Origin of the sequence: Streptomyces sp. NPDC005303, from assembly GCF_040607335.1 — a bacterium.
Classification (GTDB): Bacteria; Actinomycetota; Actinomycetes; order Streptomycetales; family Streptomycetaceae; genus Streptomyces.
Genome location: NZ_JBEXGM010000008.1, coordinates 282,159 through 303,668, shown reverse-complemented (window position 1 = coordinate 303,668; position 21,510 = coordinate 282,159). Strand labels below are relative to the sequence as shown.

16 protein-coding genes and 1 pseudogene are annotated in these 21,510 nt (G+C 70.8%); 6 read left to right on the top strand and 11 right to left on the bottom strand.

Going from position 1 to position 21,510, the window contains the following annotated elements; translation table 11 throughout:
* Positions 1 to 104 precede the first annotated feature (104 nt).
* On the top strand, positions 105 to 1,589 hold the full coding sequence (locus ABZT93_RS15615; protein ID WP_356104230.1) for a ricin-type beta-trefoil lectin domain protein: 1,485 nt from the start codon (positions 105 to 107) through the stop codon (positions 1,587 to 1,589).
* A 314-nt stretch (positions 1,590 to 1,903) separates the two neighbouring features.
* On the opposite strand, the gene ABZT93_RS15610 is transcribed toward ABZT93_RS15615, so the two are convergent.
* A complete protein-coding gene (locus tag ABZT93_RS15610; protein WP_356104227.1) occupies positions 1,904 to 2,650 on the bottom strand; it encodes a hypothetical protein in 747 nt (248 codons plus the stop codon).
* Between the two features lie 183 nt (positions 2,651 to 2,833).
* On the opposite strand from ABZT93_RS15610, the gene ABZT93_RS15605 reads away from it, so the two are divergent.
* Positions 2,834 to 3,541, top strand: coding sequence for a response regulator transcription factor (locus ABZT93_RS15605; protein WP_356104225.1), 708 nt, complete (start codon positions 2,834 to 2,836; stop codon positions 3,539 to 3,541).
* Positions 3,522 to 4,967 (top strand): ATP-binding protein, encoded by a 1,446-nt coding sequence (locus ABZT93_RS15600; protein WP_356104223.1) that lies wholly within the window; start codon positions 3,522 to 3,524, stop codon positions 4,965 to 4,967. The genes ABZT93_RS15605 and ABZT93_RS15600 overlap by 20 nt, the downstream gene beginning before the upstream one ends.
* Before the next feature lie 58 nt (positions 4,968 to 5,025).
* Here ABZT93_RS15600 and ABZT93_RS15595 read toward each other — a convergent pair whose 3' ends face one another.
* The 3 genes from ABZT93_RS15595 to ABZT93_RS15585 all read right to left on the bottom strand — a co-directional run bounded on the left by ABZT93_RS15595 (position 5,026) and on the right by ABZT93_RS15585 (position 11,662).
* Positions 5,026 to 8,769 (bottom strand): hypothetical protein, encoded by a 3,744-nt coding sequence (locus tag ABZT93_RS15595; protein WP_356104220.1) that lies wholly within the window; start codon positions 8,767 to 8,769, stop codon positions 5,026 to 5,028.
* Positions 8,766 to 9,068: a trypco2 family protein gene (locus ABZT93_RS15590; RefSeq protein WP_356104217.1), complete on the bottom strand. Its 303-nt coding sequence runs from the start codon at positions 9,066 to 9,068 to the stop codon at positions 8,766 to 8,768. Before ABZT93_RS15590 ends, ABZT93_RS15595 begins: the two co-directional genes overlap by 4 nt.
* A 125-nt stretch (positions 9,069 to 9,193) precedes the next feature.
* Positions 9,194 to 11,662: a SpoIIE family protein phosphatase gene (locus ABZT93_RS15585; RefSeq protein WP_356104215.1), complete on the bottom strand. Its 2,469-nt coding sequence runs from the start codon at positions 11,660 to 11,662 to the stop codon at positions 9,194 to 9,196.
* Between the two features lie 132 nt (positions 11,663 to 11,794).
* Between ABZT93_RS15585 and ABZT93_RS15580 the strand changes: the two genes are divergently transcribed.
* The gene (locus tag ABZT93_RS15580; protein ID WP_356104212.1) at positions 11,795 to 13,258 is read left to right on the top strand and encodes an aldehyde dehydrogenase family protein; all 1,464 of its coding nucleotides are present in this window, start codon (positions 11,795 to 11,797) and stop codon (positions 13,256 to 13,258) included.
* An 80-nt stretch (positions 13,259 to 13,338) separates the two neighbouring features.
* Here the strand turns inward: ABZT93_RS15580 and ABZT93_RS15575 are convergent, their stop codons facing one another.
* Positions 13,339 to 13,743 carry a hypothetical protein gene (locus ABZT93_RS15575; protein ID WP_356104209.1) on the bottom strand — a complete coding sequence of 135 codons (405 nt, stop codon included), beginning with the start codon at positions 13,741 to 13,743 and terminating at the stop codon, positions 13,339 to 13,341.
* A 553-nt stretch (positions 13,744 to 14,296) separates the two neighbouring features.
* Here ABZT93_RS15575 and ABZT93_RS15570 point away from each other — a divergent pair.
* Positions 14,297 to 15,706, top strand: coding sequence for a PLP-dependent aminotransferase family protein (locus ABZT93_RS15570; RefSeq protein ID WP_356104206.1), 1,410 nt, complete (start codon positions 14,297 to 14,299; stop codon positions 15,704 to 15,706).
* A gap of 284 nt (positions 15,707 to 15,990) precedes the next feature.
* On the opposite strand, the pseudogene ABZT93_RS15565 reads toward ABZT93_RS15570, so the two are convergent.
* The 5 genes and pseudogenes from ABZT93_RS15565 to ABZT93_RS15545 all read right to left on the bottom strand — a co-directional run.
* Positions 15,991 to 16,330, bottom strand: a pseudogene (locus tag ABZT93_RS15565) (LysR substrate-binding domain-containing protein); the annotation flags it as partial.
* 174 nt (positions 16,331 to 16,504) lie between these two features.
* Positions 16,505 to 17,341 carry a hypothetical protein gene (locus tag ABZT93_RS15560; protein ID WP_356104204.1) on the bottom strand — a complete coding sequence of 279 codons (837 nt, stop codon included), beginning with the start codon at positions 17,339 to 17,341 and terminating at the stop codon, positions 16,505 to 16,507.
* 155 nt (positions 17,342 to 17,496) lie between these two features.
* A complete protein-coding gene (locus ABZT93_RS15555; protein WP_356104202.1) occupies positions 17,497 to 18,513 on the bottom strand; it encodes an FAD-dependent monooxygenase in 1,017 nt (338 codons plus the stop codon).
* Complete coding sequence (locus tag ABZT93_RS15550) at positions 18,510 to 19,049, bottom strand: isoprenylcysteine carboxylmethyltransferase family protein (protein WP_356104200.1); 540 nt, start codon at positions 19,047 to 19,049, stop codon at positions 18,510 to 18,512. Before ABZT93_RS15550 ends, ABZT93_RS15555 begins: the two co-directional genes overlap by 4 nt.
* A gap of 24 nt (positions 19,050 to 19,073) precedes the next feature.
* Positions 19,074 to 20,150 (bottom strand): 3-oxoacyl-[acyl-carrier-protein] synthase III C-terminal domain-containing protein, encoded by a 1,077-nt coding sequence (locus ABZT93_RS15545; protein WP_356104198.1) that lies wholly within the window; start codon positions 20,148 to 20,150, stop codon positions 19,074 to 19,076.
* A 148-nt stretch (positions 20,151 to 20,298) separates the two neighbouring features.
* On the opposite strand from ABZT93_RS15545, the gene ABZT93_RS15540 reads away from it, so the two are divergent.
* On the top strand, positions 20,299 to 21,165 hold the full coding sequence (locus tag ABZT93_RS15540; protein ID WP_356104195.1) for a UbiA family prenyltransferase: 867 nt from the start codon (positions 20,299 to 20,301) through the stop codon (positions 21,163 to 21,165).
* Positions 21,166 to 21,320: 155 nt separating this feature from the next.
* Here ABZT93_RS15540 and ABZT93_RS15535 read toward each other — a convergent pair whose 3' ends face one another.
* Positions 21,321 to 21,494: a hypothetical protein gene (locus tag ABZT93_RS15535; protein ID WP_356104192.1), complete on the bottom strand. Its 174-nt coding sequence runs from the start codon at positions 21,492 to 21,494 to the stop codon at positions 21,321 to 21,323.
* Between the last annotated feature and the right edge of the window lie 16 nt (positions 21,495 to 21,510).

Genomic DNA, 21,510 nt, shown 5'->3' with positions numbered 1-21,510 from the left:
GCACCCGGACCCAGGTTCATCAGGTTCATCAAATTCATCAGTGCCTCGGCTCAGGTGACGAACCCGCACTCCGCCCTCCACGTTTTCCCGTCACTGGAGACGACATGACAAAGACCCCGACGAGGTCGAGAAGACTGGCCACCGTCCTCATGGCCGGCCTCGGCGCGACACTCATGCTGCTGACCACCCCCGGCCCCGCCCTCGCCCAGCAGGCTCCCGAGACCCAGGCCGCCTCGCCCGCGTCGGTGCAGCCCACGTCGAAGGGCGGCACCAGTGACTTCCGCGGAGTGAACTGGGCCGACCCGCGCGACAACTACGCCAGTGACGCCGTGGTGCCGAGCGGGCTGTCGGTGACCGACGACTACCGCACCGTGTACCGCACCACGGACAGGATGGTGCGCGGCTTCAAGAAGAACCTGGGCGCCAACACGCTGCGACTGCCGATCAACCCGGCCACCGTGGGCACCACCTGGTGGAAGTCGTACCGGGCGACGATCGACTCGGCCACGGCGCACGGCGACAAGGTCATCGTCAGCTACTGGGAGGCCGACTCCAGCAAGGACGGCCTGGTGGACGACCCGGCCGCCTGGAAGACGATGTGGAACACCGTGGTGCGGGAGTACAAGCACAACCCACGGGTCTACTTCGAGCCCATGAACGAGCCGCACGGCTACACCCTGGACCAGTGGGTGTCCGTCACCGGCGGCTGGCTGGCCCAGCACAAGGACGTCCCGCGCGGCCGTGTCGTGATCAGCGGTACCGGCTACAACGACAACGTCACCGGCGTCGGCGCGGCACGCGAACTGCGCGGAACCCTGCTGTCGTTGCACTTCTACGGGTTCTGGAACAGCTACACCCAGCAGTCCGACTGGACCGCCGACCTCGAAGCCCGGATCGGCAAGTACGCCGAGCGGACCATCATCGACGAGGCCGGCTCCCCGATGACCATCGGCCTGAACTACGGCGCGTGGAACGGCAACATCTACACCTCGTACCTCGCGTCCGTGGCCAACACCGCCCGCAGCAAGGGGATGGGACTGGTGTACTGGCCGGGCCTGCGCTTCGGCGACTCCTACTCGATCGAGTCGCTGGACTCCGAGGGCAACCTCGTGGACAACAGCGCCACCGGAGTCGCGCTGCTGCGCTGGGGTTACGGCTTCGGCAAGACCCCGCCGGTCAACGACCTGCCCCCCGCGCCTCCCGGTGAGGTCCTGCGCGGAGTGGGCTCGGGCCGCTGCGTCGACGTGCCCGGCTTCAGCACGGCCAACGGCACCCAGCTCGACCTCTGGGACTGCAACGCCGGCGGCAACCAGTCCTGGAACTGGGACACGAACAAGCAACTCACCGTCTACGGCAACAAGTGCCTGACGGTCGGAGGTACCGGAACCACGGCGGGAGACCCCGCGATCATCACCGACTGCACCGGTACGGCGGCACAGCAGTGGAACGTGAACGCGGACCTCTCCGTGACCAGCGTCGCGAACCCGGCGCTCTGCCTGGACGCGGCCGGAGCGGGCACCGGCAACGGCACGTCGGTCGACGTCTGGTACTGCAACGGCGGCAGCAACCAGCAGTGGACCAGGAGCTGACGCCGGCACCCGGCCGCCTCGGCCACCGGCTCTGAACACCAGCACCGTCGCGCTTCGCCTCACGGCGAGGCCGGCGGCGCCGGTGCTCGACCGGGACGGCGTCGAACACCTCGTGGTACACGCGGACTTGAGCCGATCCCGCGAGGCGTCCGATCAACGCCCGGTAGCGGTCCGGGACGTACGGCGGTTGGTTGCTCAGGCAGGAAGGCGTCGTACCCGTCCCAGCCCAGCGACGGGCGACTGCACGCCGCGTCGCCCCCGCTGCGTGCCGAGCCGGCCCGGCTGTTCGAGCGCCGGGTCCGGTCCAGCGGGTCCTAGCCTCTGACAGCGGTCAGTACGTTCTCCTCGAAGGGGCCGCCCTTGACGGTGACCTCCTTCACGGTGCCGATGCCCTTGACGTAGTACTTGTTGTCCACGACGCCGGGCTCCAGCGGTGTCCATTCCTTCGTGCGCAGGGCCCCGGTGAATGTCTTGTACGGGACGGACACCCGGGAGGTCAGGTCCAGGACCTGGAAGCGGTCCTCGGCCTGGCCGGGGTAGTACTCCTGCTGTCCGGCGGCACCGGGGACGGGGTGGGCGGGCAGGAAGATGCCTGGGCGGGCGCCGTCACGGCCGGCGTGCCAGGTGCCCTCGGTGGAGAGCATGTTGCCGTGGGCGTCGAGTTCGGCGGTGTCCTCGCCGAAGTACCAGACGTTGCCGGTGGCGTCCTGTGCGTAGTAGTCGCGGGTGGCCTCCTGGAGGCTGTGGCCGGTGTAGAGGCGGTCCTCGACGACGCGGCAGGGGATGCCGGTGATCTTCTCGGTCTCGCGGGTGACGGTGAGGTACTCCGTCGACTTCTCACCGTCCTTGATACCGCTGTAGACCAGCGTCCGGCCGGGCGGCAGCGGGAACCACGGGTTGTCGACGGTCGCCGAGAAGCTGCGGGGATCCGGGCTGATTCTCGTCGTGGGCGCCGAGGGCTGATGGCCCGGGCTTCCGGAACCGGATGAGCAGGCCGTCAGCGCGACCGCGACCGCGGCCGTGCAGCCGGCGGCGGTGCGGACCAGTGCTCTGCGTGTCATGCCCTTGCCGATCATCGGGGACTCCCTCGTCGAACTGTGGCTTCGAGCCTGCTCGCGAGTGGCTAAGGAGACGCTGAAACGGTCTCCGCGGGTCCCGGGGTCCGCTCGGACGGACTCAGCGTCCCCTTAGCCACCCCCCACTACGCTGGACACAAGCAGGGTCTGCGCGAGGAGGCGGGCGCCATGCGGATTCTCGTGGTCGAGGACGAAGCACCCATGGCGGAGCTGCTGCGGCGCTGCCTGGCGGAGAACGGTTTCGCGGTCGACGTGGCCGCCACCGGCGAGGACGGCCTCTGGTACGCCGGGGAGACCGACTACGACGTGATCGTCCTGGACGTGATGCTGCCGGACACCGACGGATTCGGGGTGCTCCGTGAGATCCGCGCCGGCGGCCGGTGGTCGCCCGTCCTGCTGCTGACCGCACGGGACGCCGTCGAGGACCGGGTGCGCGGCCTGGACCTGGGCGCGGACGACTACCTCGTCAAGCCGTTCGCGCTGGCCGAACTGCTGTCCCGGCTGCGTGCGCTGATGCGCCGGGGTGCCCGCGAACGGCCCGCCGTGCTCACCGTCGGCGATCTCACCCTCGATCCCGCAGCCCGTTCCGTGGCCCGGGACGGCTCGCCGATCACCTTGACGGCCAAGGAGCTCGCGCTCCTCGAGTGCCTGATGCGGCGGCCCGGACAGGTGCTGTCCAAGGCCGAACTCATCGAACACGTCTGGGACTTCACCTTCGACGCGGACTCGAACGTCGTGGAGGTGTACGTGGGCTACCTCCGGCAGAAGATCGACCGCCCCTTCGGACGGCAGTCGCTGCGCACCGCCCGCGGCGCCGGCTACTGGCTGAGAGACGACCGCAAGGACCACGCGGATCATGCGCACCCTGTTGGCTAGGCTCCCCGTCCGGCTCCGCCTCACCCTCGCCTCGTGCCTGGCGATGGCGGTGGTGCTGACCGCCCTGGGCGCCTTCCTCTACACACGGATGGGCACCGAACTGACCCGCGCCGTCGACCTCGACCTGAGGGCACGGGCCGCGGCCACCGTCAGCGCGCTGGACCGGCGCGAACGGGCTCCGCTGGACGCGGGCCGTGGACTCATCGACGCCGACGAGTCGTTCGGCCAGATCCTCACGCCGTACGGTGACGTCGTCGAGACGACCCCGGCCGTCGCGGCCGCGCCGATGCTGCCCCAGGGCACCACACGGACCGTCACCGAGCCGGTCTTCCTCAGCCGTCATGTCGTGGGCATCGACGACCCTGCCCGGCTGCTCGCGCTGCCCGTCCGTCTGCCGGGGACGGTCGCACAGCCCGCCGTCCTCGTCGTGGGCGCGCCGCTCGGCGACCGTGCGGAGGCACTGGACCGACTGCTGCTCCTGCTCCTCATCGGCGGCCCGCTCGCCCTGGCGGCGTCCTCGTACGCGGGCTGGCTGCTCGCGGGCGCTGCCCTGCGTCCGGTCGAGCGCATCCGCCGGGAGGCCGCCGCGATCTCCGAGGCCGAGCCGGAACGGCGCCTGACCGTCCCGCCGACCGGGGACGAACTGGCCCGGCTCGCGCACACCCTCAACGCCATGCTCGCGCGCCTGCAGGAGGCGCTGGAGCGCGAGCACCGCTTCGTCGACATGGCCGGACACGAGCTGCGCACCCCGCTGGCACTGCTGCGGGCCCAGCTCGAACTGGCCACGGCACGCCCGCGCGACCGCACGGAACTCGATGCCGCCCTACGCTCCGCCGCCGCCGAGACCGACCGGCTCGTCGGTCTCGCCGAGGATCTCCTTGTCCTCGCCCGCACCCGACAGGGCCGGCTGCCGCTGCGCCGCGAGCCGGTGTCCCTGCCGCGGCTGCTCACGGACGGGGCCGAGGCCTTCCGCGTCCGCGCGACCGCCGAGGGCGCGACGATCGTCGTAGAGGCTCCCGGCGGCCCCGAAGCAACCGCCGATCTCGATCCGGTAAGGCTGCGCCAAGTCCTGCACAACCTCCTCGACAACGCCCTGCGGCACTCCGGCCCCACCGGACCGGGCCGCATCACCCTCGGCGCCGAACACGCGGACGGCGTGGTGCGTGTACGCGTACACGACATGGGCAGGGGCTTTTCGCCCGCCATGCTCGGCCGGCCGCCTACGACCCCCCTCGCCCACGCGCGTGCCGGCGGGCTCGGCCTGGTTATCGTCGGCGCGATCGCCGCGGCCCACGGTGGGCAGGTGAGGCTCGCCAACCACCCGTCGGGCGGAGCCCTCGTCACCGTCAGTCTGCCCACCCGGTCGGCGCAGCCCGGCGAGGCCCCCGTTCATTTTGCTGCCCGTTGTCGGGCAGACGGGTGGTGACCAGGACCGCGCGTATGTCGGCGCGGGTCGCGTCGTCCGGTGCCGGTCCACGGTGGCTTCACCGGTGTCTCCGACGCGCATGTGTGCTCTGACGGCTCCTGAGGCGGGGGTTCGGCTGGTGACGTTTGCGCCGCTTGCCCGACCGGTTCGCCGAGACCTTCGCGCGGGCCTGGACGGGTGGGCCCGCTTGTTTGAGGCTCTCGATGGTGCTCTCGATCTTCCGCACCTCGTCCTCGGCTCGCCCCGGCTCCTCGGTCTCGAGCCGGGCGAATGCTTGCTTGGCCTGCTCGTGCGCGCGCAGGACCTTGCTTCGGGGACGGCCCCGGCCTCCGTACGCCTTGGCCATCACTGCTTGTGCGCAGGCTCTGTCAAACCTGAGCTTCCAGGCGCGTACGTCCAGCTCGTCGTACAGGGACAGGGCCCTCCGTGCTGCGGCCTCGGCCCGCTCGAAGCTCTGCCGGCCGGCGGCCGTGACACCGGACTGGCGGTCCGTGGTGCCGAGCTCGAGCAGTATCTCCGCTTGCAGGCAGCTTGTCCGCGCCTCATGGACGCGGTTGGCCCAGCTGTCCTCTTTGTGCATCTTCTCGTACTGGTCCAAGGCCTGCTTGACGTACTCCAGCGCCTTCTGCAGGTCCTCGTGCCGCATCTCGGCCGGCCGGGAACGCGCGCTGCTCAGGTACGCCTCCGCCAACCGGCCCAGCGCGAGGGCGTGTTGAGGTCGCACGGCCTCGCGGTACTCCCGCTCCAGGGCGTTGTAATGACCGTCCACGGCTTTGCTGAGCTGGGCAACGCACTCCTGCCATTCCTCCCTGGCGGCGTGCTGGACGCCGAGGACGGACAGGGCTTCGGCGACGTCTCGCTTCCACAGGCCGGGATGCCTTTCGCGCAGAGCTTCGTACGTCTCGACGCTCTCGATGGCCTTCGCCACCGCCTGGTCGACATGTCCGCTCGCGCCGAGCTGCCAGGCGTGGACGCGCAACGCGAACGCCTTCATGCCCTGGATCTCGTCCGGCTCGTACTCGGCGTCGCCTTGGCGCGTCTCCGGCAACTGCTCGATCAGTTCACATGCCTCGGTCGCCGCCTGCAAGGCCTCGCGCTGGCGCCCGATGCTGTGGGCTGCCGTGGCCAGGGTGCACAAGGCCTTCACCAGACCGAAGGCGTGCCTGCGGGTCCGATTTTGCTGGAACAGCGCCTCCAGGCGCCGCACGGCGTCACGGGCGCAGTTGTCGGCGTCCTCGAACCGTCCGATGTCCACGAGCCGGTCCGCGAGTTCCTTGAGCGCCTCGGCCAGGTAGAAATCGTGGTCCTCGGACGGACTGAGCTGTTGCAGCGCGTGATAGGTGTCCACGGCTTGCCCGGCGACTTCGTGCGCCCGGATGCGCAGGCCCGAACAGGCCAGGTACAGCGACCACCGTTGCAGGGCCCGAGCCAGTTCTCTGCGGTTCTCCTCCGTGGGCGGTCCGGAGGCGCGCCGGTGGAACTGCACCGCGTGTTCCGCGACGGCGGTTGCCAGCTCGAGCATGGCATCGGGGCAGATCACGTCGAACTCCCGCAGGACCTGGGCGGCGACCTCCTGCGCCGACTCCCTGCGGAGCGTGGAGTCGAGTGCCGCGGCCAGCGATGTGCCGATGGGACGCGCGGAGTCGTCCTGATCCGCGCGTGCGACACTTTTGACCAACCGGACCAGGGCGGCCGCATGCTGATGGAGCGCCGCTGTCAAGGCCTGACGCGCCTTGCACTGTTCCGTGTCCGGCTGCGCCGCCGGATGCGTGTCGTCGGTTCGGTCTGCGGGCCTGTCGTCGTCTGCCATGGTGAACTGCAGCAGTTGAAGCACGTTGAGCACCTGGCGTGCCTGTGCGGCAGGAGTCCGGGGCGTGCCGTCGCAGGTTCTCCCGACATCGAGCAGCTGCATGGCCAACTCCGGGAATGCCGCAATCACCTTGCTTTCCAGGCGATTGGCAAGGCGCATCGGCTGGAGGGTACGCAGGTAGCCCTCCCCGCTGAACTGTGTGTACTGCCAGCGGGCGAACGCGCGCCGACGCCACTCCGGTTCGTCGGCGAGATCAGGCACCAGCCGCAGTCGGCGCGCGGCTTCGCTCTCACCCGCACCTTCTACGGAGTGATCGGTCACTGCCAGGCTGGAGACGGCAACGACACGTTCGAGAAGCACCGGATCGTCATACAGCCCTGCTTGGCGGGCCGTCTTTCGCCACGCTTCCCGCTCCACATCAAGGGCATAATCCAGCAGTGCCGCCCGCAGGGAGATCGGCCGGGGGCCGCCTACGACCGCAGTGCTCTCCTCAATTCCGATACGTGCGCGCGCGTCCACAAGAGCCTGTATGAGGACGAGCAGGTAGCTGGCGAAGGCGGGTTCTTCCAGATTCGGTCCGTCCTCTTGTTGATTCACCTGCTCTTGCGTCGGCCGGGCATTTCCGTTCACTTGGTCGGCGGCTGTCTTCTGTTTTGCTTCCTTCTGCTCGTACCAAGAGGTGAAGGATCCCAGAGCGGCGTCGTAGACAATTTTCCGTTCTTCGTATTCCGGAGCGGTAAGGAGTGGGGGGTCCCGTTCCTCCAGGAGCGCCTCGTACCGCCGTCTGAGCGCCTGCCACCATTGGTCGTCCCTGTGGGCAATAGCCAGTATCCGCAGGGGATGGCTACTTCGATCTTTCATGGCCTCGTCGAGGAGGGTTTTCAGTTGGCCGGTATATGCATCGGCGTCGTCGACGACCACCAGCCGACGTTCCGGCAGGTCCAGGAGCTGGGAGAAGCCAACGCGCAAAAGATCGACGGGATCTATGATTCCCGCGATCCAGCCCTTGTCGCTCATCCGACGGCACAACTCCCGGGCGAGACGGGTCTTGCCCACCGCACCGTCCCCGGACAGCAGCCGCGCGTACACGCGCCGCTCGGTGTTTCCCTGGCACCATTCGATCAGCTCCCTGAGCTGTTCCTTCCGGCCCCGGAAAGGCACGACATCGTGGCGGGCCCGCAGGAGGTCGGCCTCCGACCACTGGTACCGCATCGGCATGGGCTCGTAAGGCGGTCGCAGAACGTCACCGCCTGCCCATACGGGGTCCGGCTTCACGGGTGTCGCCGGTTCGAGCCCGAGTGCCCGGTTGAGGCACTGGTTCGCGTCCGGGCGGCCCTGCTCGCCGAATATCCGGCCGGCAGGGACGGCATGCAATCGACCGTTCATGGCTGCGCGGTCTTCCACGATGACACCCACGAGGTGGTCGCCGCTGAACAGGGCCGAGCCGGACATGCCACTCCACAGGGATGCTCCCGGACGGCTCGTCGGCGCCCCGGTCTCGACCTGGAAGTTCAACCTCTCTGTCAAGACGCCGGAATCACTGGCCGAGCGGGCGCCGGCCAGCGGACGAATGGTGCCGCGGGCGTCCTCGACGTTCATGCGGCTCGATCCGACCTGCGCCCTGGGGAAGCCCAAGGCCTGTGCCGGAACGGCGGCCATGCCGACGAGACGGCCCAGTCGTACGTCGTCGGACGAAGTGCTCTCACCTATGGCGAACGGATCCTCGTCGGTACTGGTCAGCAGCGCAAAATCGACTTCTTGTTCGCCTGGGGAGCCGTTCTCGCCATTCACCTCGACCCGGAAGGTGCGCGGGTGTGTCAGGCCGTACAGACCGTCCGCGTGGCGCTCGAACCTCTTGACCTCGACCTGGGTGCCCGCCGACTCGACGCAATGCCCTGCCGTCAGGACGAGGTTGGGTGCCAGCAGGTAACCGGAACCGCGTTGTTCGGCTGTCTCGACGCACACCAGACACTCGGCATTCATACGCGTCATTGCACGTTCCCCTTGGGGTCGGCGATGCGCAGACCGTTGGGTACGGTCAGATCCAGCTTGATCCGCTGGCTAGTGGAATTACCGCTCGTTCGGCCGCCACCCGCCTCGATGACCCAGAACTTCACACCGCCCTTTCCTTCCCACTCCTTGGATACCTGGACGGTGGCTTCGACTTCGACGCCAGAAATGCCGAATCGCAGATTTGCTTCTTCCGCATTCTGCTGGGCCAGTTCAAGTTCGTCGCGGAGTGCCGCAATCATCTGGGAGAGCTGCAAGCCGCTCTCTTGGGCATCTGCCATCACCGTCACCCCTTATGCGACTCCGCGGGCTGCAACGACGGGATCGTCAGTCTCTGTATTCCACTTTCCCACTCGTGTAGCGAAGGGCAACTTGGGCAACTTGGGCAACAGGACTGCCGTACCGGTCAGTCCGTCTCCGTCGACGGTGGGGAATGCGGGGAGAGGGTCTGTTCGGCCCAGATCGTCTTGCCGGTGTACGTCTGGCGGGTGCCCCAGCCCTGGGTGAGCTGGGCGACCAGGAGCAGGCCGCGGCCGCCTTCGTCGAAGGTTCGCGCGCGGCGCAGGTGGGGGCTGGTGTTGCTGGCGTCGGAGACTTCGCAGATGAGGTTGCGGTCGCGGATGAGCCGGAGCTGGATGGGGGCGCCGCCGTAACGGATGGCGTTGGTGACGAGTTCGCTGACGACCAGTTCGGTGACGAAGGCGGCCTCGTCCAGGCCCCAGGCGGTCAGCTGCCGGGTGGCGTTCTTGCGCGCCGCGGCGACCGCTGCGGGATCGGGCGGCACATCCCAGGTGGCGACATGGGCCGCGTCCAGGGCGCGGGTGCGGGCTATCAGCAGCGCCACGTCATCGGCGGGCTGGTCCGGGAGAAGAGTCTGGAGCACGGTGTCGCAGGTGCTCTCCAAGGACCGGGCCGGCCGGGCCAGGACCCCGCGCAGTGCGTCGAGGCCTTCGTCGAGGTCGCGGCCGCGGGCCTCGATGAGGCCGTCGGTGTACAGCGCGAGAACGGTTCCTTCGGGCAGCTCGATCTCGGTGACTTCGAAGGGCAGGCCGCCCAGCCCCAGCGGAGGGCCCGCAGGGACGTCGGGGAACACCACCTCGCCGTCCGGGGTCGCCAGCGCGGGTACGGGGTGGCCCGCGCGAGCCATGGCGCAGCGCCGGGAGACCGGGTCGTAGACGGCGTACAGGCAGGTCGCGCCGATGTCGCCGGCGGTGCCGACCTCGCTTTCGGTCTCGGCGGACAGGCGAATGACCATGTCGTCCAGGTGGGTCAGCAGTTCGTCGGGAGGGAGGTCGACATCGGCAAGGGTGCGCACGGCGGTACGCAGTCGTCCCATGGCAGCCGACGCCTGGATGCCGTGGCCGACGACGTCGCCGACGACGAGCGCGACCCGGGCGCCGGACAACGGGATCACGTCGAACCAATCGCCGCCGACACCGGCCTGCGTACTGGCCGGGAGATAGCGGGAGGCGACGTCGACGGCGGCCTGCGGGGGCAGCCGCATCGGCAGGAGACTGCTTTGCAGGGTGAGGGAGGTGCGGCGCTCGCGGGTGTAGCGGCGGGCGTTGTCGATGCAGACAGCGGCCCTGGCGGTGATCTCCTCGCCCAGGAGCAGGTCGTCCTGCTCGAAGGGTTCCGGGCGCCGGTGGCGGGAGAAGGTGGCCACGCCGAGGGTGATGCCGCGGGCGCGCATCGGCACGGCCAGCACGGAGTGGAAGCCGTAGCGCCGCATCCGCTCGGCCCGGTCCGGGGTCTGGCTCGCCACCCGGTCCATCGCGGAAGCGGTCACGTTCTCGATCAGCGGCCGGCCGCTGGTCAGGCACCTGGCCGCAGTCGAATCGTCCGGGTACGCGGCCACCGTTCCGCGCTTCACCACGACTTCGGGGCAGCCCTCCAGCACGGACTGGTAGGCGACACGGCGCAGCATGACGGGGCTGGGTGGCGAGCCGGCGCGCGGGTCGTCGCCGCCTTCGATGGCGGGAAGCAGGTCGACGGTGACGAAGTCCGCGAGTTGGGGGATGGCCACATCGGCGAGTTCCTGGGCGGTCCGGGCGAGGTCCAGGGTGCTGCCGATGCGGATGCTGGCCTCGTTGAGCAGGGCCAGGCGCTGTTTGGCCAGGTGTTCCTCGGTCACGTCGTGTGCGGAGAGGAGCACCCCCCGTATCTCGCCCTCGGCGTCCCGTACGGGGGTGAGCAAAGTCGTCCAGACGGTCTGGCTTTCGTGGCCCGCCAGGTGCAGGGACTGCTGCAGATGCTGCTGTTCGCCGGTCTCCAGCGCCCGCCGCATGCACTGTTCCGTCCGGTCGCTCTCCGGGTCGACCACGATCTCCGATACGCGCAGACCCTGCATCGCCGCCTCGGGCAGACCCATCACCCGCTCCATGTCCGCGTTCGCCCGCCGCAGCCGCAGGCCGGTGTCGTAGAGCGCCGTCGTGAACGGGGAGCGGGTGAACGCCCACATCACCAGCGCATCGTCGTGGAGCGGCGACGGCGACCGGGCCAGGGGGGAGACCAGGAGCCACTCGCCGCGTCCTGCGTCCTCGCCGTCGGGCTCCCGGCGGTGGGCCAGAAGGTCTACCGCGAGGTGGTGGCCGTCCCGATGCAGGAGAGTCGCCGTCCCGTTCCACCTCGGCAGCGTTTTCAGGGAACGAAGCGTCTCGGCGGGAGCCTCCCTTGCCAACAGCGAAGCCGCGGGCCGGCCGATGACTTCGGATGACCGGTATCCGAGCAGCCGTCGTGCTCCCTCGCTCCACCGGGTCACGATGCCGTTCGAGTCCACGCCGGCTCCGGCCGTGGCCGACTCGTCGATGGGGTCGTCCGGCCGCCACGCAGACCGGTCGTCGCCGCCGGTGTTGGAGCCCGTCATCGTGTTCATGCGCCCTCACTTCGGTCTCTCCACCGTGCGTCCCGGCCCGGCCACGAGCAACAGATGAGAGGTAGTGGGACATATATCCTGATTAAGGATATGTAACGAAGTATCCATGCACCGGGGCTGGAGGGCCGTGCCATGACTGTCACCGGCGAGGAGACATGGCCGGACGCGGCCGAATGGACCGGAAAGATCTACAGCGGCGGTTGGCGGCAGTCCGAGGGCGGGGTTCAGCAGGTGAACGAACCCGCCACGGGAGAGCGGCTGGCAGAGGTGGGTGTGGCAGCGCCCGCGGATGTCGCCCGGGCCGGGGCCATGGCCGCCCGAGCTCAACGGGCCTGGGCCGAGAGGGCACCGCAGGAGCGCGCCGAGGTCCTGCTCCGCGCCGATCGGGCACTGCGCGACCATCGCGGGGCGATTCGTGAGTGGATCGTCAGGGAGTCCGGAGGCGTCCCGGCCAAGGGCGACTACGAGATCGCGGCCGGACACAGCCAGCTGGCGCAGGCCGCCGGACTCGCGTCGCTGCCCCGCGGCGAGATCCTCAGCCCGCCGGCACCCGGCCAGACCAGTTACGCATGGCGGGTACCGCTGGGGGTGGTCGGAGTCATCAACCCCTGGAACGCCCCTCTGTTGTTCGCCATGCGGGCCCTGGCGCCCGCGCTGGTGCTGGGCAACGCCGTTCTGCTCAAGCCCGATCCCCACACACCGGTGTCCGGCGGTGTCGTCGTGGCGCGGCTGTTCGAGGAGGCCGGACTGCCCGAGGGGCTGCTCCATGTCCTGCCCGGAGGCCCCGGCACCGGTGAGGCGGTCGTGGCTGATCGGCATGTCGCCATGGTCGTGTTCACCGGCTCCACCGAGGCTGGGCGGGCGGTCGCTCGCGCCGCGGGCGACGGGCTCAAGCGGGTGGCCCTGGAACTGGGTGGCAAGAACTCGATCGTCGTGCTCGACGACGCGGACATCGACTCCGCCGCGGCAGCCGGTGCGATGAGCTCCTTCGGCTATCAGGGACAGGCCTGCGTCGCCGCCGGACGTCACCTGGTGCACGCCGACCTCGTGGCGCCGTACACCGAGGCGCTGATCAGGCAGACCGAGGCGCTGCGGGTCGGCGACCCCCGCGAGGAGGGTGTGGCCCTCGGGCCCGTGATCAGCGAGCGCCAGGCCGTGAGGATCGAACGCATCGTGGACGAGAGCGTGGCCGCCGGGGCGCGGGTGCTGACGGGCGGACGCCGGGACGGGCTGTTCTACCCGCCCACCGTTCTGGACCACGTCGAGCGGACCATGCCCGCCTTCACCGAGGAGATCTTCGGGCCTGTCGCCCCTGTCGTGGCGTTCCGCACCGACGAGGAGGCCGTCGAGATCGCCAACGACACGGAATACGGCCTGACTGCGGCTGTGCACTCCCGTTCGGTGTCGCGGGCCGCGGTCGTCGCCGAGCGGTTGCGCACCGGCATGGTGCACCTCAACGACGTCTCCGCCAAGGACGCCGCGAACGCCCCGTTCGGCGGGATGGGAGCATCGGGCAACGGCTCCCGCATCGGCGGCACCGCCAACCTGGAGCAGTTCACCCAGTGGCGCTGGATGACGGTTCTGGGTGCCGGGTAGCTGCGCGGTGACGGTCGGAGCGGTTCCTCCCACTCACCGGTTGGGCGCCGCCCGGTCGGCCGGACCGGCATGCGGGCCCGTCACCGGTGCTGCGCCGTGCCCAGTTCGTCGGTGTACCGGGCGAGGGCGTCCTCGGCCGTGGGTACGGGGCCGAACAGCTGCTCCTGGCGGCGGGATTCGGCGACGTAGCGGCCGACGGTGGCTCCTGCGGCGCGGGTGACGGCGGAGGGCACGGCCCGCACCTTGATCTTCTTTCCGGCTCGGTTGCCCATCAGGTCGGCCACCTCGCGCATGCTGACCGGACGGTCCCAGCCGATGTCGACGCGCTTACCGTTGTCTGCCTCGGCGTCGACGGCGGCCGCCAGGTACGCCGCGAGCTCGGAGGTGTGGACGAAGGTCAGCGGGACGGTGGCCTTGGCCATCCAGATCAGGCGGCCCTTGTCGAGCGGGTTGCCCGCCATGGTCGCGATGCTTCCCGTGTCCATCGCCTCGCCGAGTCGCGGAGCGCCGTAGGTCAGCTCAGGCCCGCGTCTCGCGCATCGAGTGGGGGCGGCCGGAGTGCGGAGAGGTCGACGCCCTGGCTGTCCACGTCGAGGCGCTCGGCGGCAAGTCGAGGGAGCACGGCCCGCTCACGGCATGGCGGCACACCGGCACGGCCGTAGCCGTCCGGTGCGCGGCGACTCCAGGTCCTTCCTGGAGTCAGAGTCAGTCGATGTCCTCGCTCGTCACCCTGTGCGACCCCATCCCGGTCGGGACGGCGCCCACGCCCGACGAGCCCATCGGGTCGGCCATCGCGACCTCACGGCCCGCTCCGGCCGGGAGCCGTCCGGCACGACGGGCGCTTCCGGCAGTGCCGAGAAGGCACCGGCCTTCGCGTACCAGTCCTCGAACACGGGACGGAACAGGGGGTGGGCCGGGGTTGAACGCCTCACAAGAGCCACCGCGTCCTCCTCGAGTGCTTGTCGATGCCGACTGGTGGTCCCCGGTGTCGGCCATTCCAAGCTACTGAGAAACGGCTCGCTGCTACCGTCCAATAGCGTGCAGGTATCACAGACCAATTTGGCCGGGGAGCTGTTGCTCAACCTGGGTCGGCCCGGTGACGGACCGTTGCATGAGCGGGTGAAGCGGGCGCTGCGGTCGGCGATCCGGGAGGGCCGCATCGAGGTCGGCACCGCCCTGCCGCCCAGCCGACAACTCGCCGGCGACCTCGGCTGCTCCCGGTGGGCGGTGACCGAGGCGTACGGCCAGCTCGTCGCCGAGGGTTACCTGGAAGCGCGCAGCGGTTCCGCCACCCGGGTGCGGTGGTCGAACGACTCGGGTACCGAGGCCGAACGCCCCGCGGACCGCCATGCTCCCGCTGCCCGGTTCGACCTGGCACCGGGCCTGCCGGATCTACGTGCCTTTCCCCGCCGCCGGTGGGCCGACGCCGTCCGCGACCAGCTGACGAACGCGGCCTTCACGGAGTTCGGCTACCCGCCACCCGGCGGCCACCTCCGGCTCAGGCGGCTGCTCGCCGAGTACCTGGGCCGCTCCCGAGGCGTCATCGCAACGCCGCGGGACGTGACGGTGTGTGCGAGCGTGACCGATGGGGTGAGGCGCATGTGCCAGGCCCTGCTGGCCGACGGCATCACCGCCGTCGGATGTGAGGAACCGGGCTGGACTCGGCTGCGCGAGGTGATCCGCGCCACGGGCGTGGAGCCGGTGCCCGTCCGCGTGGACGACGGCGGACTGCGCGTCGACGATCTCACCGGGCGCCCGGGCCTGCGCGCCGTGCTTACGGCTCCGGCGCACCAGTTCCCCCTCGGAGCCGTGCTCGTCCCCGAGCGGCGTGCGGCCCTGCTCGACTGGGCCCGCCGAGTGGACGGTGTCGTCCTGGAGGACGACTACGACGCGGAGTTCCGCTACGACCGTCGCCCGGTTGCTGCCGTTCAGGGCATGGACCCGTCTCGAGTCGTCCTGTTCAAGTCGCTCAGCAAGACCCTGTCCCCAGCACTCGGCATCGGCTGGATGGTGGCACCCCCGCGCTGGACCGACCAGCTGCGCCAGATCGACCAGGTGGCCACCCAGCCGTCGACCACCGACCAACTCGCCTTCGCCTCGCTGCTGGAATCAGGCGCCTACGATCGCCATCTTCGAGCCTGTCGGCACCGGTACCGCAACCGGCGCGACACACTCGTCCGGGCCCTCACCGCTCAGCTCCCCGGTGCCTCGATCTCCGGCATCGCGGCCGGTCTCCATCTCATCCTTCGCCTGTCGACCACCGTGGACACCTCGGCCGTGGTCACAGCCGCGGCCGCCCGGTCGCTGCGCGTCGCCGACCTCGCCGCCTATCACGCCACCGACGACCGCGCCGATCACGGACTGGTCCTTGGCTACGGCAACCTCGCCGACAGCATGGTGAACGAGGCTGTCCGACACCTCCGCGAGGCGGTCGAGGAGAGCCGATAGAACTCGGCGCCGGGCCTGCCGGATCGGCTCCGACGGCGGTAGGCGACGGGCGGCACCGCCGTCTGCTCCTCGCGTGGCCGAGGCTGGTCAGCAGGAGTGCGGCAACGACCGTCTGGATGGCGCATCGCGCTTTCAGGGACGCCGCGATGAGGTGTCGCGGTAAGCGGGCCGCCCACCGGAGAGCACGGCGAACGGCAGGGCCGGGTGCGTGGCGCTGCTCGGGGTCGAGGACGGCCTGGATGGCAGGGGCGAGGCCGACTTCGATCCCAGGTGAACGCGGCGCTTCATCGCCCCGCGGCCGCCGCGCTGTCGCGCAGGAAGTCCGCGAAGGCTTCGGCGGCCGGGGTCAGGGCGTGGTCGCTCATGCGTACCAGGAGGATGCGGTGCACCGGGGGCGGGGGGCAGGAGCGGCAGGACGCCGACCCCTCCTCGGATGCCCTCCAGTGCCAGGGTGGGGGCGGGGGCGACGCCGATGCCGGCGGCGACCATGGCCTGGGCCTCCTGGTAGTCGTGGGCCTCATAGGCGATCTGCGGCTCGAAACCGGCCGAGCGGCAGCTGCGGGTGAGGGCCTCGGCCACCGGGTGGTGGTCGGCACGGGTGATCCAGGCGTCGTGCTGAGCGAAGCCATCAACAGGCCCGGCGCGGAGCAGGACCCTGCCGCACAGGACCCGGACGCACTGGTCACGCTCGTCATCGACACCCTCCTGCACGGCTCGGGGCCACGCGGCTGAGCCGCAACGCGGCCCTCCAGTGGGTTCGTGTGCGCTGCCGGCGTCAGGGTGCCTGCCGCTGCCGCCTCAGGGGCGGGGCAGCGTGTCCAGGAACCGGTGGAGGGACGACGTCATGCTCTCCACGAAGGAGTCGCGGGTCCGTTCGGGGACCAGGTCCAGGGACAGGTACGGGTTGAGGTCCTCCAGCTCGACGAGAAGCAGTTCGCCGTCCTGGGTGCGGCAGGCGTCCACGCGCTGGATGCCGTGCTCGAGGGTGTTCCAGTCGATGAAGCGCCGGGCGAAGGCGAGGTCGGCGTCGACGGGCTCGTAGGGTTCGAGGACCCAGCGCCGCGCGGGGTCGGGGGCGTGGAGGGCGTACTGGAAGGCGTCGTCGACGAAGTAGAAGGACACCTCGTAACGGAAGTCGACGCGCGGTTGGACGAGGACGTCGCCGTACGTGAGGTCGTCCAGTTGCTCCCGGGGCAGGAAGGTCAGGCCGATGGAGTCCGCGCCTGCCTTCGGCTTGACCGCGTACCGGCCGACCTCGGGCAGCAGATGCAGGTCCTCGGGCCGGTCGACGGTGGGGATGACCGGGTATCCGGCGACGGTCAGGTCCAGCAGGTACTGCTTGCCGGCCATGTCGCCCCGGCCGGACAGCGGGTTGTAGATCCGGGTGCCGCGGGCCGTGGCCTGCTCCCGGAACGCGTCGTACTCCTTCTCGTAGTGCAGTACAGGTCCGCTGTTACGGACCACCACCCCGTCGAAGGCGTCCATCAGTGAGGCGGCGTCCAGCGGGTGGCACAGGGCGATGTCGAAGGCGTTCCGCAGCCGGGAGGTCAGGAAGATGTCCTCGTCGCAGTAGCGCCGCCCCCGGGCCTGGTACGCGAGGTCGGTCACGAACAGAACCTTGCGGCGGTCGGGCATCGGGGATCTCCTCGGGTCGTGCGAAGAATTTACGGGGGTGCGGGTGTACGACCACTGAGCACACCCGCCCCTATGCGTCGAGGAACCGATACTCCTGGCTCGCGGCCCGGATCAGCACCGTCCCGCCGCGGACCTGCCACTCGCTCATGCCGTCGCTATTGAAGCGCGTGCACGGCGGCCGAGAACAGCGGGGGGAGCCGGGACGACGCGGGGACGATGAGGCGGGCGGTGCCCGGTCGGCCGGCGGCGGCCAGGAGGGCCCCGGTCAACAGCCGGTGGCGGCGGGTCAGCCGGGCCCAGGCGCGCTCGTACGCGTCCGCTCGCCCGGTGGCCAGGCAGCGGACGGCGGCTCCGGCCGTGGCCAGCGCGAGCGCGATGCCCTCGCCGGTGAGGGCGTCCACGTAGCCCGCGGCGTCGCCGACGAGCAGGACCCGGCCGGCGACTCTGCGCCGCACCCGCTGCCGCAGTGGTCCGGCGCCGCGTACCGCCGTCGTCACCGGGCCGCGCAGAGATGCGGCGAGGGCCGGGAAGGCGGCCAGGTGGTCGTCGTACCCGCGACGGACGCGGCTGAGGATCGCGACGCCCACCAGCTCGTCGCCTACCGGTGTCACATAGGCCTCGCCGTGCCGGGACCAGTGGACCTCCACGAAGTCCGTCCACGGTTCGACGCGGTAGTGCCGGCGCAGTCCGTAGCGGCCGTGGGGGCGGGCCGGCAGCTCCAGCCCCAGGCCGCGGCGCACCGGGGAGTGCAGGCCGTCGGCGGCGATCAGCCAACGGGCCGTGGTGCCGGCGGCGGTGACCGTGTCCCCGTTCTGGCGGACCTCGCCGACCTTGCCCGACAGCACGCGCACGCCGAGGCCGAGGGCGCGCTCGTGCAGTGCGGAGTGCAGCGTCGTACGGCGGACTCCGAGCCCACCACCGCCACGGAAGGACGCCTCGGCGTGGGTGGTGCCGTCCAGGTAGCGGATGCCGCGCAGTTCGCGGCCGGTGACGCCCTCGACGCCCAGGGCCCGCAGCGCGGTGACACCACTGGGCATGAGGCCTTCTCCGCAGGCCTTGTCCACGGGCGAGGCGCGGGGTTCGACGACGACGGCCTCCAGGCCGGCGAGCGCGGCGTGGATGGCGGCGGCAAGGCCCGCCGGTCCGCCGCCGGCCACCAGTACGTCGATCACGCCGGAGCCGACATGGTCGGCGTGGCCGCCGCGGCGAGTGCCCGGTTCTCGCAGCGGATGCGGACGGTGAGCAGGGCGGCGTCGAGCACCGTGAACACCGCCGCGGTGATCCAGGCGGTGTGGACCAGTGGCAGGGCCAGCCCCTCCGCGACCACGGCCACGTAGTTCGGATGCCGCAGCCACCGCCACCGGTAGGGGCCGTTCGTCACCAGCGGCAGGCCGGGGACGACGATCACCCGGGTGTTCCAACGGGGCCCCAGGGTGTGGATGCACCACCACCGCAGCGCCTGGGCGGCCGCCAGCACGGCCAGCATCGGCCAGGCCAGGGCGGGCAGGAAGGGCCGGCCGGCGAGCCACACCTCGGCCGGGCAGGCGACCAGCAGGCCGGTGTGGAGGGCGACCATCGCCGGGTAGTGGCCCTGCCCGCTCACGGTCGCGCCGCGGGCGGTGCTCCACCGTTCGTTGCGGCGGGCGACGACGAGTTCGGCGACGCGCTCGCCCGCTACGGCGGCCACCAGCAGTAGGTACCAGATCATGTGTCGTGTGTCCTTGTGTCCGAACTACCAGCGCAGCAGGACGAGTTCGCAGGCGAAGCCGGGACCCATGGCCAGCAGCACACCGGGCGTCCCGGGCGGCGGACGGCGTTCGGCCAGGGTGTCGCGCAGTACGTGGAGCACCGACGACGAGGACAGGTTGCCCACGTCGGCCAGGTGACGCCAGGTCACGTCGAGCGCCCCCTCGGGCAGGTCGAGGGCCTCGGTGACGGCCTCAAGGACCTTGGGGCCGCCCGGGTGGCACACCCAGGCGGTCACGTCCTTCGGTTTCAGCCCGTGGTCGCCGAGGAACCCCTCGACGTCGTCCGCGAGGTGACGGCGCACCACATCGGGGACCCGCGGGTCGAGGACGACCCGGAAGCCGGAGTCCTCGATGTCCCAGCCCATGACGCGCCCGGTGTCCGGATACAGGTGGCTGCGGGTGTCCACGATCGTCGGGCCCGAGGTCCCGTCCGGGTGTTCCGGGTGCTCCCTGCGGCCCGCGCCGCACGCGACGACCGCGGCGGCGCCGTCCCCGAACAGTCCGGTGGCGACCAGGTTGGCCATGGAGGCGTCGTTGCGCTGGAAGGTCAGTGAACACAGTTCGACCGACAGCAGCACCGCCACGTGGTCGGGCCGGCCCAGCAGGTAGTCGTGCAGTCGGGACAGACCGGCGGCGCCACCGGCACAGCCCAGACCGAACAGGGGCACCCGTCTGACGTCCGGCCGCAGCCCGAGGCGGCCGACCAGCCGCGCGTCGATCGAGGGGGTCGCGATGCCGGTGACGGAGGTGAAGACCAGCAGGTCCACGTCGGCCGCGGACAGACCGGCCGTGTGCAGGGCGTCCCGGACGGTCTTGGCGCCCAGGTCGGTGGCGGCGGTGATGAAGACGTCGTTGGAGGCGCCGAACCCGTCGAGTTCCCCGTACCGTTCGAGCGGCAGAGTCATGTGGCGCGAGCCGACCTTCGCCCTGTGGTGCAGCCGGTCCAGGACCCGCCGGTCGGTCCCCTCCGGCAGGCAGGTGCGGGCCACCATGTCCGTGATCTCGTGCTGGGTGTGACGGTGCGGTGCGAGGGCGCCGTGAACGGCGGCGATCCGCGTCATGTGGTTCCCGTCCGGTGACCGACTGGGTGGGCTGTTCCCACATCTTCCCCCGGACCGGGGACATCGCCACCATGGGTCGCCCGTACGGCCGTTCCCTCCGGGGCGTGTGTACCCGCCGGGCGGGGTCCGGACGCCTACGATCGGCCGGGTGGGGACTCCCGAGCAGTCGACGGCCGGCGTCCCGGCCGCGAGGTGGGCCGGTCGGGCGAGAGGGCTGGCCGGGGCGTGCCATCCCGGGCCGGTCGTGGCGGTCACCGCGCTGACGGCCGCGCTGGCCGTGACCGCGGGCCAGGGCGCCGCGCGCAGTGCCCTGACCGCCGCCGCCGTGCTGACCGGGCAGTTGTCCGTCGGCTGGTGCAACGACGCGTTCGACGCCGCCCGGGACACCGCGGCCGGTCGCCGGGGCAAACCCGTCGTCGTCGGCACGGTCGGTGCGACGGAGGTGTGGGTGGCCGCCTATGCCGCGCTGGCGCTGTGCGTGCCGCTGTCGTTCGCGTGCGGCCTGGGTGCGGGCGCCGTTCACCTGACCGGGGTGGCCGCGGCGTGGGCGTACGACCTGCGGCTCAAGGCGACGGCATGGTCCTGGGCGCCGTACGCGGTGGGCTTCGCCGCGCTCCCCGCGTTCGTGGCGCTGGGGTTGCCGGGGCAACCGTGGCCGGCCTGGTGGGTCGTCACCGCCGGGGCGCTCCTCGGGGTCGGAGCTCATCTGGGTGACGTACTGCCGGACATCCGAGGGGATCTGGCGACGGGTGTACGGGGATGGCCGCACCGGCTGGGACCGGACGGCGTGCGGCTGCTGCTGCCGGTGCCGCTGGTGGCGGCGTCCGCGGTTCTGGTCCTGGGTCCTGCCGGACCGCCTGGCAGCCGGGGCGTGGCGGCGCTCGCGCTTGCCGTCCTGGTCGCGGTGGCCGGGGCGGTGCTGGGGCGCCGCTGGGAGCGGTCGGCGTTCGCGGCAGCGGTCTGCGTGGCGGTGGTGGACGTGACGCTGCTGCTGCAGGGCACCGGGATCGCCTGACCGCCCTCGCCGGGTCCGGCGGGTCTACGGCCGGGGCGCAGGGGTGGACCTGCCGGGCCCCGGGTGCTCACCGGCGGCATCCTGGAGCCTCATCGTGCGCCGGTGCGCAACTCCCCGACGCGTCGCCCTCGCCTACGTCGGTGCGCTCGCACGATTCAGCGCACCGGGCGCCGGTGCCGGCCCGAGCGGCCGATGCGCATGCCGAGGTAGACCAGGGCCACGAGGAACACCGCGATGCCGATGATCAGCAGATAGAGCAGACCCTTGACGGCGACGCCGATGATGCCGAGCACGATCGCCGCGAGGACGAGGAGCAGGAAGAGCGTCATGACGTGAAAGCACCTC